This window comes from Streptomyces sp. NPDC033966, from assembly GCF_055575955.1.
Genome location: NZ_JBVIRQ010000016.1, coordinates 110,781 through 125,834, shown reverse-complemented (window position 1 = coordinate 125,834; position 15,054 = coordinate 110,781). Strand labels below are relative to the sequence as shown.

Annotated in this window: 1 protein-coding gene; it reads left to right on the top strand. The window is 75.5% G+C overall.

Annotated features, from left to right (window positions below):
- Window positions 1-202: 202 nt before the first annotated feature.
- Window positions 203-15,007 (top strand): SDR family NAD(P)-dependent oxidoreductase, encoded by a 14,805-nt coding sequence (locus ACZ518_RS33225; RefSeq protein ID WP_469116747.1) that lies wholly within the window; start codon window positions 203-205, stop codon window positions 15,005-15,007.
- Window positions 15,008-15,054 lie beyond the last annotated feature (47 nt).

The following is a 15,054-nucleotide window of genomic DNA, read 5'->3' as shown; positions in this document are numbered from 1 at the left end:
AGCCGGGCGGTAACCCTTGCTCCGCCCCCTAGCCGCCCCTAGCGGTCCGGCAGGCCGGTGACCGGGAGCTGTTTTTAGCCGACCTTTAGAGCTGGACGTCAGCGTCTCGACGGTCTGCATGGAATTCCCCCGGTCCTCGGTCCGCCCGCGCGCCCGGCGGATCCCTGAAGACGCATCAGGCAAACAGGCGAAGGGGGAGATCGTGGCTGACCCGCTGAATTCGGCACGGCAGACGACGGCGGCTCCGGAGGAGTCCGGTACACCAGGCCGTGGCACCGGGCCGATCGCGGTCATCGGCATCTCCTGCCGGTTCCCGCAGGCCGACGGGCCCGCCGCGTACTGGCGGCTGCTGCGCGACGGCACGGACGCCGTCACCGACGCCCCCGCGGCGCGCCGCGACGTCGTCCCGGCAGGGTCCGGTCCGGCCGCCGCCCGCGGCGGCTACCTCGACCGCGTCGACACCTTCGACGCCCGGTTCTTCGGCATCTCGCCGCGCGAGGCCGCCGCCATGGACCCGCAGCAGCGGCTCGTCCTCGAACTCGCCTGGGAGGCCCTGGAGGACGCCGGCATCCTGCCGGGCACCCTCAAGAACAGCGGCACCGGCGTGTTCGTCGGCGCCATCTGGGACGACTACGCCGACCTCGTACGCCGCTCCGGCGGCGCGGGCACCGGGCAGCACACCTTCACCGGGCTCAACCGGGGCGTCATCGCCAACCGGGTCTCGTACACGCTCGGCCTGCACGGCCCCAGCCTGACGGTCGACACCGCCCAGTCCTCCTCCCTCGTCGCCGTGCACCTGGCCTGCCAGGCACTGCTCAGCGGGGAGGCCGACCTGGCCATCGCCGGCGGCGTCAACCTCCGCGTCACGCCCGCCAGTTCCGAGATCACCGCCGGGTTCGGAGCCCTGTCGCCCGACGGCCGCTGCCACACCTTCGACGAGCGCGCCAACGGCTTCGTCCGGGGCGAGGGCGGCGGACTCGTCCTGCTCAAGCCCCTCGACCGGGCCCTCGCCGACGGCGACCGCGTCCACTGCGTCCTGCTCGGCAGCGCCGTCAACCACGACGGGGCCACCGACGGCCTCACGGTCCCCAGCCCCACCGCCCAGGCCGACGTCATCCGCCGGGCCCTGGAGGCCGCCGGCACCGACCCCGCCGAGGTGCAGTACGTCGAACTGCACGGCACCGGCACCCCGGTCGGCGACCCCGTCGAGGCCGCCGCGCTCGGCACCGCCCTCGGCGCGGCCCGCGACGCGGCCGACCCGCTGCCCGTCGGCTCCGCCAAGACCAACATCGGCCACCTCGAAGCCGCCGCGGGCATCGCCGGCCTCATCAAGGCGGCACTCGCCGTCGGCCACCGGGAACTGCCCGCCAGTCTCCACCACCGCACCCCCCACCCCGCCATCGACCTCGACGCGCTGCGCCTGCGGGTGCAGACCGAGGCCGGCCCCTGGCCGCACCCCGCCCGCCCCCTCGTCGCGGGCGTCAGCTCCTTCGGCCTCGGCGGCGCCAACTGCCACGTCGTCCTCGCAGAGGCCCCCGCCACCGCCGAGGCCCCCGCCACCGCGCCCGCCCGGGCACAGGACGCCGGGACCGGCCGGACGCTGCTCTTCCCGCTCTCCGGCCGCGGCGAGCAGGCCCTGCGCGCCCAGGCCGCCCGGCTCGCCGCGTACGCCGCCACCCACACCGGGACGGCCGCGGACCTCGCGCACGCCCTCGCCGCCACCCGTACCACCCACGAGGACCGGGCCGTCGTCCTCGCCGAGGACCTCACCGGCCTCACCGCCGGACTCGACGCCCTCGCCTCCGCAGCCGCCTCCCCGCACCTGGTCCGCGGCCGGGCCGACTCCGGCGCCACCGCGTTCCTCTTCTCCGGCCAGGGCAGCCAGCGCCCCGGCATGGGGCGCGAACTGCACGCCGCGCAGCCCGTGTTCGCCGCGGCCTTCGACGAGGTGTGCGCCGCCTTCGACGCACACCTGCCCCGCCCGCTGCGAGAGATCGCCTTCGCCGCCCCGGGCACCGACGAGGCGGCCCTCCTCGACCGCACCGCCTGGACCCAGCCCGCCCTGTTCGCCTTCGAGGTCGCCCTCCACCGGCTGCTCGGCCACCTCGGCGTCCGCCCCGACTACCTCGTCGGCCACTCCATCGGCGAACTCGCCGCCGCGCACGTCGCCGGGATCCTCACCCTCCCCGACGCCGCCGCGCTCGTCGCCGCCCGCGGCCGCCTCATGGACGCCCTCCCCGAGGGCGGCGCGATGGCCGCCCTCCAGGCCGGCGAGGCCGAGGTCGAGCCGCTGCTCGCCGGGCGCACCGACCGGGTGTGCGTGGCCGCCGTCAACAGCCCCCGCTCCGTCGTGGTCTCCGGCGACGAGGAAGCCGTCGACGACCTCGCCCGCCACTTCGCCGCTCAGGGCCGCAAGACCAAGCGGCTGCCCGTCAGCCACGCCTTCCACTCCCCCCACATGGACGGCATGCTCGACGCGTTCCGCACCGTCGCCGCCTCCGTCTCCTACGCTCCGGCCCGCATCCCCGTCGTCTCCAACCTGACCGGGCGGATCGTCACCGACGAGGAGATCGGCACCGCCGACTACTGGGTGCGCCACGTCCGCGAGGCCGTCCGCTTCGCCGACGGCATCCGCGCCCTCGACGCCGCCGGCGTCACCACGTACGTGGAACTCGGCCCCGACGGCGCCCTGTCCTCCGCCGGACGCGAATCCGCGGACGAGGACGCCGCGTTCGTGCCCGTCGCCCGCACCGGCAAGCAGCCCGAGCCGGAGTCGCTCACCACCGCCCTCGCCCGGCTGCACACCCTGGGCGCCGCCCCGGAACTGTGCTGGGAGACCCTCCTCGGCACGACCGGCCCGGCCCCCCGGCTGGACCTGCCGACCTACGCCTTCCAGCGCCGCCGCCACTGGATCGACGCGGCGCCCGCCGCCCCGGCGGCAGCCCCGGCAGCCGCCCCCGCCGCCCCCGCCGCCCACGACGGCCTGGACGGTCTGGACGGCCTGGACGAGGAGACGGACTCCGACGCCGGAGCCCTGCGCGCCCGCCTCACCGCGCTCCCCGCCGCCGACCGCGAACAGGCCGTCCTCGACCTGCTCCGCACGGACATCGCGGTCGTCCTGCGCCACGACGACCCCCGCGACATCGACCTGCGCGAGACCTTCCACGAACTCGGCTTCGACTCCTGGACCGCCGTCGAACTGCGCGACAGCCTCACCCGCAGCACCGGACTGGCCCTGCCCAGCAGCCTGCTGTTCGACTACCCCACGCCCGTCGCCCTCGCCCGCAACCTCGCGGAACGCGCCCTCGGCCGGCCCGCCGACCCGGCCGCCACCGCCCGGCACACCGGCGCCGCGGCCGCCGACGAACCGATCGCCGTCGTCGCCATGGCCTGCCGCTTCCCCGGCGGCACCGACTCGCCCGAGGCGCTGTGGGAGGTCCTCGCCGCCGGCCGGGACGTCACCGGCCCCTTCCCCACCGACCGCGGCTGGGACCTGGAGGGCCTCTACGACCCCGAGGGACGGCCGGGCACGCACTACGTGCGCGCGGGCGGCTTCCTCGACGGCGCCACCCTCTTCGACCCCGCCTTCTTCGGCATCTCCCCGCGCGAGGCCGCTGCCATGGACCCGCAGCAGCGACTGCTGCTGGAGACCTCCTGGGAGGCCCTGGAGCGCGCCGGCCTCGACCCCCTCGCCCTCAAGGGCACGGACACCGGCGTGTTCATCGGCGCCACCTTCCAGGACTACGGCCCGCGCCTGCACGAGGGCACCGAGTCCACCGAGGGCTACCTGATGACCGGCAGCACGCCCAGCGTCGCCTCCGGCCGCATCGCCTACACCCTCGGCCTCGAAGGCCCCGCCGTCACCGTCGACACCGCCTGCTCCTCCTCCCTGGTCGCCCTGCACCTGGCCGCCCAGTCCCTGCGCCAGGGAGAGTGCACCCTCGCCGTGGCGGGCGGCGTCACCGTCATGCCCACCCCCGGCCTCTTCGTCGAACTCACCCGCCAGCGCGCCCTGTCCGCCGACGGCCGCTGCAAGTCCTTCTCCGCCGGAGCCGACGGCACCGGCTGGGCCGAGGGCGCCGGCGTACTCCTCCTGGAGAAGCTCTCCGACGCGCAGGCCAACGGCCACCAGGTACTCGCCGTCATCCGGGGCTCCGCCACCAACCAGGACGGCGCCAGCAACGGCCTGACCGCCCCCAGCGGCCCCTCCCAGCAGCGCGTCATCCGCCAGGCCCTGGCCAACGCGGGCGTCACCGCCGACACCGTCGACGCCGTCGAGGCCCACGGCACCGGCACCAGGCTCGGCGACCCCATCGAGGCGCACGCCCTGCTCGCCACCTACGGCCAGGGCCGCGACGCGGACCGGCCGCTGTGGCTCGGCTCCCTCAAGTCCAACACCGGCCACACCCAGCAGGCCGCGGGTGTCGCGGGCGTCATCAAGATGATCCTGGCCCTGCGCCACGGCGTCCTGCCCAAGACCCTGCACGCCGAAGAGCGCTCCCCGCACATCGACTGGTCGGCGGGCTCCGTCGAACTGCTCACCGAGGCCCGTCCGTGGCCCGCCGCCGGGGAGACCGGCCACCCGCGCCGCGCCGGCGTCTCCTCCTTCGGGATCAGCGGTACGAACGCCCACCTCATCCTCGAGGAGGCGCCGGCCCCGGCGTCGCCCGAGCCTGAGGCGGCACCCGCCGCCGGCCCCGTGGCGTGGCTGCTGTCCGCCAAGACCGAGGACGCCCTGCGCGAGCAGGCCGTCCGGCTGCGCACCCACGCGGCCGAGCACCCCGGTACCCCCGTTTCCGCCGTCGCCGCCGCCCTCGCCGGGCACCGCTCCGTCTTCGGCCACCGGGCGGCGGTGCTGGGCTCCTCCCGCGAGGAACTGCTGGCCGGCCTGGAGGCCCCGCTGGTGTCCGGTGTCGCGGACGCGGGCGGCAAGACGGTGTTCGTCTTCCCGGGTCAGGGCTCCCAGTGGGCCGGGATGGGTGTCGAGCTGCTGGATTCCTCGCCGGTGTTCGCGGCGCGGTTCGCGGAGGTCGCGGCGGCGGTGGAGGCGCATGTCGGCTGGTCGGTGGAGGGGGTGCTGCGCGGGGACGGGGATCTGACCCGGATCGAGGTGTTGCAGCCGGTCCTGTTCGCCGTGATGGTCTCGCTGGCGGAGTTGTGGCGTGCGGCGGGTGTGGTGCCGGACGCGGTGGTGGGTCACTCGCAGGGTGAGATCGCCGCCGCGGTCGTGTCGGGTGCGCTGTCGCTGGAGGACGGCGCGAAGGTCGTCGTGCTCCGTTCGCAGCTGTTCGCCGACGAGCTGGTGGGCCGGGGCGCTGTCGCCTCGGTGTCGCTGGGCGCCGACGCGGTGCGCCGGCGGATCGCCCCGTACGGGGACGCGCTGTCGATCGCCGGGATCAACGGTCCGGGTACGGTCACCGTCGCCGGCGAGGTCGCCCCGCTGGAGGAACTCGTCGCGGCCCTGGAGGCGGAGGGGGTACGGGCCAAGGTCATCCCCTCCACGGTGGCCTCCCACTGCGCCCAGGTCGACCGCCTCAAGGAGCGGATCCTGGACCTGCTGGGCTTCGTGGAGCCCCGGACGGGTTCGGTTCCGCTGTACTCCACCGTCACCGGGGAGGTCCTGGAGGGTCTCGAGCTGACGGCCGCCTACTGGTACGAGAACTGCCGGCGGCCCGTCTCCTTCGAACCCGTCGTCCGCTCTCTCCTGGCGGACGGTTTCCGGGCGTTCGTGGAGTCGAGCGCGCACCCGGTGCTCACGTACGGGCTGGTGGAGACGGCCGAAGCCGCGGGCGCCGAGATCCTCGCCACGGGCACCCTGCGCCGTGGCGAGGGCGGCCCGGCCCGCTTCTACACCTCGCTCGCCACCGCCTGGACCCGCGGCGTCGACGTCGACTGGAGCTCCGTCCTCAACGGCTCCGGCGCCCACGCGGCGACCGAGCTGCCCACCTACCCCTTCCAGCGCGCACGCCACTGGCTCGACGCCCCGGACACCGGCGGCGCCGACGTGTCCGCGGCGGGCCTCGCCGAGGCCCGGCACCCGCTGCTGGGCGCGTCCGTACGGGTCGCCGACGGCGACCGGTTCCTGCTGACCGGCCGGATCTCCCTGCACAGCCACCCCTGGCTCGCCGACCACGGCGCGCTGGACACCGTCCTGCTGCCGGGCACCGCCTTCGTCGAACTGGCCGTCCGGGCCGGTGACGAGGCCGGCTGCGCGCACCTCGAAGAGCTCACGCTCGAAGCCCCGCTCGTGCTCCCGACGCGCGGAGCCGTCCAGGTGCAGGCGGTCGTCGGAGCCCCCGACGGCTCCGGCCGACGCTCCGTCGCCGTCTACGCACGGACCGAGGACTCCGCCACGGACACCGCCTGGACCCGCCACGCCAACGGCTTCCTGGCGCCTGCTGCCGCCCCGGTCCCGGCCGTGGACCTGGCGGTCTGGCCGCCGGCGGGTGCGCGGCCGGTGGACGTCGAGGGGTTCTACGAGCGGGCGGCCGGGGCCGGTTACGGCTACGGGCCCGCTTTCCAGGGCCTCAAGGCCGCCTGGGCGGCCGAGGGCGGGACGGTGTACGCGGAGGTCGCGCTGGATTCCGCGCAGCGGGAGGAGGCGGCCGCCTTCGGCCTGCACCCCGCCCTCCTCGACGCCGCCCTGCACGCCGAGCAGCTCGTCCGCGCCGCACGCGGCGAGGACTCCGGCGTCCGGCTGCCCTTCGTGTGGAGCGGCGTGTCCCTGCACGCCACCGGAGCCGCCTCCCTCCGCCTGCGCATGACCTCCCTCGGCACCGACACGGTCGCGCTGGACGTCGCCGACGCCGAAGGCCGCCCCGTGGCCCGTGTCGAGTCGCTCGTGCTGCGGCCCGTCGCCGAGGGAGCCCTGCGCGGCGCACACCGCGACGGACTCCACCGCGTCGAGTGGTCGGCGGTTCCCGCGGTCGAGGACACCGGCGCGCTCCCCGACCGGACCGAGCTGGGCGGCGCCGCCTACCCGCGCCTCGCCGACCTCACCGCCGCCCTCGACCAGGGGCTCGCCGTCCCCTCGACGGTCGTGTTCTCCTGCGCACCCGCCACGGGTGCGGACACCGACGGAGCCCCGACCGCCGAAGCCGCCCGCGCGGCGACGGCCGCCGCCCTCGGCCTCGTCCGGGACTGGCTCGCCGAGGACCGGCTGGCCGCCGCCCGGCTGGTGATCGTCACGCGCGGCGCCGTCTCCGTACGCGCCGGCGAGGACGTCATCGACCTCGTGCACGCCCCGCTGTGGGGTCTGCTGCGCTCCGCCCAGACGGAGAACCAGGACCGCTTCGTCCTGGTCGACCTCGACCCGTGGGACAGCGGCAGCACCGACCTGACCGCCGCACTTGCCACCGGGGAACCCCAGATCGCCGTCCGCGACGGCTCCCTGCTCGTCCCGCGCCTGGTCCGGGCGGGCGCTGTGCCCGCCGGGGGTGTGGTGTGGGATCCGGAGGGGACGGTGCTGGTCACCGGTGGTACGGGTGCGCTGGGTGCGTTGGTGGCCCGGCATCTGGTGTCGGAGCACGGGGTGCGTTCGCTGGTGTTGGCGGGCCGTCGTGGTGCGGATGCGCCGGGTGCGGTGGAGCTGGCTGATGCGCTGCGGGCTTCGGGTGCCGTGGTGGAGGTCGTGGCGTGTGACGCGGCGGACCGGGAGGCGCTGGCTTCGGTGCTGGCGGGGATCCCGGCGGACCGTCCCCTGAGGGGCGTGGTCCACGCGGCGGGTGTGCTGGACGACGGGCTCGTCGCCTCGCTCACCGACGAGAGGCTGGACGCGGTGATGCGTCCCAAGGTGGATGCGGCGTGGAACCTCCACGAGCTGACCCGCGACCTCGACCTCACCGCCCTCGTGTTCTTCTCCTCCATCGCAGGTGTGTTCGGCAATCCCGGCCAGGCCAACTACGCGGCCGCCAACGCCTTCATGGACGCCCTCGCCCACCGCCGCCACGCCCAGGGCCTGCCCGCCACCGCCCTCGCCTGGGGCCTGTGGGAACAGTCCAGCGGCATGCTCGCCCACCTCAAGGACGGCGACCTCGGCTGGATGACCCGCGCAGGCATCCTGCCGCTGGCCTCCGACCACGCCCTCACCCTGCTCGACTCCGCGCTGCGCGCACCCGGCGAGCCCCTGCTGGTCCCCGTACGCCTGGACGCGGCGACCCTGCGCACCCGCGCCGCCGCCGGCATGCTGCCCGCACTGCTGCGCTCCCTGGTCCGCACCCCCGCCCGGCGCGCCGTCGAGGCGGCCGCCCCGGAGGCCGAGGTCTCCTCGCTGGTCCGCCGCCTCACCGCCCTCGACGGTGCCGAGCGGGAACGTGAACTCCTCGACCTCGTACGCGGCCGGGTCGCGGCCGTGCTCGGCCACGCCGATCCGTCGGCGATCCGCCCCGACAAGGCGTTCAAGGAGCTCGGCTTCGACTCCCTCACCGCCGTCGAACTGCGCAACCAGCTCGGCGCCGCCACGGGCCTGCGGCTGCCCGCCACCATCGTCTTCGACCACCCCACGATCAACGCGGCCGCCCGCTTCCTGCTCACCGAGCTGCTCGGCGCCCAGGACGGAGCAACGGACGCCGGCACCGACGAGCCGGCCGCGGCCGCCCGGACCGCCGCCCCCGACGAGCCGATCGCGATCGTCGGGATGGCCTGCCGCTACCCCGGCGGGGTCGGCTCCCCCGAGGACCTGTGGCGGCTCGTCGCCGAAGGCCGCGACGCCGTCGCCGGCTTCCCCACCGACCGCGGCTGGGACCTCGCCACCCTCTTCGACTCCGACCCCGAGCGGCTGGGCACCAGCTACGCCCGCGAGGGCGGATTCCTCTACGGAGCGGGCGACTTCGACCCCCTCCTCTTCGGGATCTCGCCGCGCGAAGCCCTCGCCATGGACCCGCAGCAGCGGCTCCTCCTCGAAGCCTCCTGGGAGGTCTTCGAACGAGCCGGGCTCGACCTCGACACCGTGCGCGGCAGCCGGACCGGCGTCTTCGCCGGAGCCATGCACCACGACTACGCCTTCCGCGTCGAGGAGAACCCGCAGCGCGTCGAGGGATACGGGCTGACCGGCACCCAGGGCAGCGTGGTCTCCGGCCGCGTCGCCTACACCTTCGGGCTGGAGGGCCCGGCCGTCACCGTCGACACCGCCTGCTCCTCCTCGCTGGTCGCCCTGCACCTGGCCGCGCAGTCCCTGCGCCAGGGCGAGTGCACGATGGCACTGGCCGGCGGCGTCGCCGTCATGGCCACCCCCAGCGTGTTCGTCGAGTTCAGCCGCCAGCGCGGCATGGCCGCCGACGGCCGCTGCAAGTCCTTCGCCGCCGACGCCGACGGCACCGGCTGGGCCGAGGGCGTCGGCGTGCTCCTCCTGGAGAAGCTCTCCGACGCCCGCCGCAACGGCCACCCGGTCCTCGCCGTGGTCCGCGGTACGGCCACCAACCAGGACGGCGCCTCCAACGGCCTGACCGCCCCCAACGGCCCCGCCCAGCAGCGCGTCATCCGCCAGGCCCTCGCCAACGCCCGGCTCGCCCCGCAGGACGTGGACACCGTCGAGGCCCACGGCACCGGCACCACCCTCGGCGACCCGATCGAGGCGCAGGCGCTGCTCGCCACCTACGGCCAGGACCGGCCCGAGGACCGGCCGCTGTGGCTCGGCTCGCTGAAGTCGAACATCGGACACGCCCAGGCCGCCGCCGGCGTCGCGGGCGTCATCAAGATGGTCATGGCGATGCGGGAGGGTGTGCTGCCGCGCACCCTCCACGTGGACGAGCCCACGCCCCAGGTCGACTGGTCGGCGGGCGCCGTGGAACTCCTGACGGAGGCCGTGGACTGGCCCGAGACCGGCCGCCCGCGACGGGCCGGCGTCTCCTCGTTCGGCATCAGCGGCACCAACGCCCACGTGATCATCGAGCAGGGGCCGCAGGAGCCCGCGCCCGCCACGGAGCAGGAGCCCGCCCGGCTGCTGCCCTGGGTGATCTCGGCGCGCAGCACTGGAGCACTGCGCGGCCAGGCCGCACGGCTGCTGGACCTGGACGGCTCCGTCCCGGCCGCGGATGTCGCCACCGCGCTGCTGACCACCCGGTCGCCGCTGGAGCACCGCGCGGTGGTGCTCGCCGAGGACCGCGACGGCTTCGCGGCCGGACTCCGCGCCCTCGCCGAGGGCACGGGCGCGCCCGGCGTCACGCAGGGCCTCACGGGCGCCGGCGAGCGGCTGGCCTTCCTGTTCTCGGGTCAGGGTGCGCAGCGTGCGGGCATGGGGCGTGAGCTGTACTCGGCTCAGCCGGTGTTCGCGGCGGCCTTCGACGAGGTGTGCGTCCACTTCGACCTGCCGTTGAAGGACCTGGTCTTCGGGGGCGGGGACGAGGTCCACCGCACCGAGTACACCCAGCCGGCGCTGTTCGCGGTCGAGGTGGCCCTGTACCGGCTGGCGGAGTCCTACGGCGTCCGTCCGGACTTCGTGGCGGGGCATTCGATCGGTGAGATCGCGGCCGCGCACGTGGCCGGTGTGCTTTCGCTGGCGGACGCGGCGCGTCTGGTTGCGGCGCGTGGTGCGCTGATGGGTGCGCTGCCGGAGGGCGGTGCGATGGTCTCCGTACGGGCTACCGAGGAGGAGATACGCCCGCTGCTGTCGGCGGATGTCGACATCGCGGCGGTCAACGGGCCTTCCTCGCTGGTGATTTCGGGTGACGAACAGGCCGTCCTGGCCGTGGCCGCGCAGCTGGCGGAACAGGGCCGCAAGACCAAGCGCCTGACCGTCTCGCACGCTTTCCACTCGCCCCTCATGGAGCCGATGCTGGAGGCGTTCCGCGAGGTCGCGGAATCCCTCACCTACGCGGCCCCCGCCATCCCGGTCGTCTCCAACGTCACCGGCGGGCAGATCACGGAGTTCACCGCCGACTACTGGGTCGAGCACGTCCGGGGTGCGGTCCGCTTCGCCGACGGGGTCCAGTACCTCGCCGCGCAGGGCGTGGGCCACTTCCTGGAGCTGGGCCCGCAGGGTGTCCTCGCCGCCATGGCGGGGGAGTCCCTTCCCGAGGACTTCTCCGGGCTGCTGACCCCCGTCCTGCGCAAGGACCGCCCCGAGCCCGAAGCCTTCCTCGGCGCACTCGCCGAGGCCTGGACCCGCGGCCTGCCCGTCGACTGGGCCCCGCTCCTCGCGGGCCGCCCGGCCCGCCGGGTGGACCTGCCGACGTACGCCTTCGAACACGAGCGGTTCTGGCTCGCCCCCGCCCCCGCCTCGAACGGCGCGGCGGCCGGACTCGGCCTGACCTCCGCCACCCACCCCCTGCTCGGCGCGTCGGTCGACCTGGCCGACGGGGACGGGCTGGTCCTCACCGGCCGGCTGTCCGCCGACACCCTTCCGTGGGCCGTCGACCACGCGGTGGCCGGAACGGTCCTGCTGCCCGGCACCGCCTTCGTGGAACTCGCGCTCCGCGCGGGCGACGAAGCGGGCTGCGGCCGTCTGGAGGAGCTGACCCTGGAAGCCCCGCTCGCGCTCCCGGAGCGCGGCGCGGCCCGCCTCCAGATCGCGGTGGGCGCCCCGGACGAGGAGTCGGGCTCCCGCAGCGTCGTGATCCACTCGCGGCCGGAAGGCGCCGAGGCGGCCCTGCCGTGGACCCGGCACGCCACCGGTACCCTCACCGCCGCCGGGCCCGCGCCGAGCGGTGCGGAGTTCGCGGTGTGGCCGCCGGCCGGGGCCCGGCCGGTCGACCTGCGCGGGTTCTACGAGGGGCTCGCCGAGGCCGGTTACGCCTACGGGCCCGCCTTCCAGGGCCTCAAGGCCGCCTGGCGGTCCGGCGAGGAGGTCTACGCCGAGGTCGTCCTCGACCCGGCCCGGCAGGAGGAGGCCGCCGCGTTCGGCGTGCACCCGGCCCTGCTCGACGCCTCCCTGCACGGCATGCTGCTCGACGTCGCGTCCGGTGCCGACAGCGGTCTGCGGCTGCCCTTCGCCTGGAGCGGGGTGACCGTGCACGCCGAGGGGGCCTCGGCGGTACGGGTCCGCCTGGTGCCCGCGGGCGCCGACGCGGTGGCGGTCACCGTCGTGGACCCGGCCGGGCTGCCGGTCGCGACCATCGACTCCCTCACCCTGCTGCCCGTCTCCCACGACCAGCTGCACCGGGCGCGGTCCGCCGACCAGGACGCCCTGTACCGGGTCGACTGGACGACGGCCACCGCCGCCGACGCACCGCAGCTGAACTGGGCGGTGATCGGCTCGCCGGGCGACCCGGACGAGGGTGGCCTGCCGGCCCACCCCGACCTCCAGGCGCTGGCCGCCGCCATCGCGGGCGGCGCCCCCGCCCCCGACGCGGTGCTGCTGCCGGTCGCCCGGACGCGTACCGCCGTACGGGCGGACGACGTACGGGAGGCCACCGCGGCCCTGCTGAGCACGCTCCAGCACTGGCTCGCCGAGCCCGCGTTCGCCTCGTCCCGCCTGGTCGTGGCGACGCGCGGCGCGGTCGCGGCCCGCCCGGGCGAGGACGTCACCGACCTGACGCACGCCGGGCTCTGGGGCCTGGTGCGCTCCGCGCAGGCCGAGAACCCCGGCCGGCTCGTGCTCATCGACACGGACACCGCCGTCGAGGACGCCCCGGTGATCCCGGCCGTCGCCACCGGCGAGAGCCAGATCGCCGTCCGCGACGGGGAGTTCCTCGTGCCGCGCCTGGCCCGCACCGACGCGGGAGCCCTGCTCGCCGCGCCGCAGGACGCCCCGCACTGGCGGCTCGACACCACCGGCGGCGGCACCCTGGAGAGCCTCGCCCTCACCCCGTTCCCGGAGGCGGCCGAGCCGCTGGCCCCCGGCCAGGTGCGGATCGCGGTCCGCGCCGCAGGCCTGAACTTCCGTGACGTCCTGATGGCGCTCGGCATGTACCCGGACAAGATCGTCCTGGGCAGCGAGGCCTCCGGCGTCGTCACCGAGACGGGCCCGGGCGTCACCCACCTCGCCCCCGGCGACCGGGTGATGGGCATGGTCCCGTACGCCTTCGGCGAGGTGGCCGTCGCCGACGCGCGGATGCTGGCGCCGATGCCCGGGGGCTGGTCCTTCGAGCAGGCCGCCTCCGTGCCCGCGGTGTTCCTGACCGCCTACTACGCGCTCGTCGACCTGGCCGGACTGCGGACCGGGGAACGCGTCCTGGTGCACTCGGCGGCCGGCGGCGTGGGCATGGCCGCCGTCCAGCTGGCCCGCCACCTGGGTGCCGAGGTGTTCGGCACGGCCAGCGAGGGCAAGTGGGACGTACTGCGCCGGCAGGTCAGGCTGGAGGGCGCCCATTACGGCTCCTCCCGCTCGACCTCCTTCGAGGAGCGGTTCACGCACGCGACCGGCGGCCGGGGCATGGACGTGGTCCTGGACTGCCTGGCCGGGGAGCTGGTGGACGCCTCGCTGCGGCTGCTGCCGCGCGGCGGCCGCTTCATCGAGATGGGCAAGACCGACATCCGCGACCCGCAGGACGTGGCCCGCGCCTACCCGGGCGTGCGCTACCGGGCCTTCGACCTGATGGAGGCCGGTCCGGACCGGATCGGGGAGATGCTCGCCGAGCTGGGCCGGCTGTTCGAGGCGGGCGTGCTGCGGCCGCTGCCGGTCCGGGCGTGGGACATCCGGCGTGCGCCGGAGGCGTTCCGCTTCATGAGCCAGGCCAAGCACGTGGGCAAGATCGTGCTGACGGTCCCGCAGGGCTGGGACCCGGCCGGGACCGTCCTGGTCACCGGCGGTACGGGCACCCTGGGCGCGCTGGTCGCCAAGCACCTGGTCACCACGCACGGCGTCCGGCACCTGCTGCTGGCGGGCCGGCGCGGCCCGGACGCCCCCGGGGCGGCCGAACTGGTGGCGGAGATAGCCGAGTTGGGCGGTACGGCCGAGGTGGTGGCCTGCGACGCCGCCGACCGCGACGCGCTCACCGCCCTCCTCGCCGCGATCCCCGCCGACCGGCCGCTGCGCGGGGTCGTCCACACCGCCGGGGTCGTGGACGACGGAGTCCTCGGCTCGCTCGACGCCGAACGGCTGGACCGCGTCCTGCGGCCCAAGGTCGACGCCGCCGTCAACCTGCACGAACTCACCCGCGACCTGGACCTGACCGCCTTCGTCCTCTACTCGTCGGCGGCCGGTGTCCTCGGCAACGCGGGCCAGGCCAACTACGCGGCGGGCAACTCCTTCCTGGACGCCCTCGCCCAGCACCGGCGCGCCCACGGCAGGCCGGGCGTCTCCCTCGCCTGGGGCCACTGGGCCGAGTCCAGCGGCATGACCGCCGGACTCGACACCACCGACCTCGCCCGCCTCGGCCGGTCCGGCTTCCTGCCCATGACCAACGAGCAGGGCCTGAGCCTCCTCGACGACTCCCTCAGCCAGGACGAGCCGCTGCTCGCCCCCGTCCGGCTGGACCTGGCCGGACTGCGCGGACAGGCCCGCGACGGCTCCCTGCCCGACGTGCTCAAGGGCCTCGTACGCGCCCCGGCACGCCGCATCGCCGGACCGGCCGCCGTCGAGGGCGCCGAGCCGCTGGGCCGGCGGCTCGCCGCCCAGCCGGAATCGGAGCGGGAGCACCTGCTGCTGGAGCTCGTACGGACCAACGTCGCCACCGTCCTCGGACACGGCGCTCCCGCCGCCGTCGGCGCGGACCGCACCTTCAAGGAGCTCGGCTTCGACTCGCTGACCGCCGTCGAGTTCCGCAACCGGCTCGGGGCCGCCACCGGACTGCGGCTGCCCCCCACGCTGATCTTCGACTACCCGACGGCCGGCACGCTCGCCAAGCACCTGCTGAACGAGCTGGTGCCCGAGGAGGCCGCCGCCCCCGGCGCCGACCTCCTCGCCGAACTCGGCCGCTTCGAAGCGGCCGTGTTCGCCGCCGACGCCGAGGCACCCGGACACGACGAGGTGACCGGCCGCATCGAGGACCTCCTCCAGCGCTGGAAGGCGGCGGCAGCCGCCTCCGCGCCGACGGCGTCCGCCGGCGGGGAGGACGTGGCGGACCGGCTCCAGTCGGCCTCGGCCGACGAGGTACTCGACTTCATCCAGAACGAGCTCGGGGTCTCCTGATCCCCGGCGACCGCGAGAACAGGGAAGGACACGCCGCGATGGCGAAC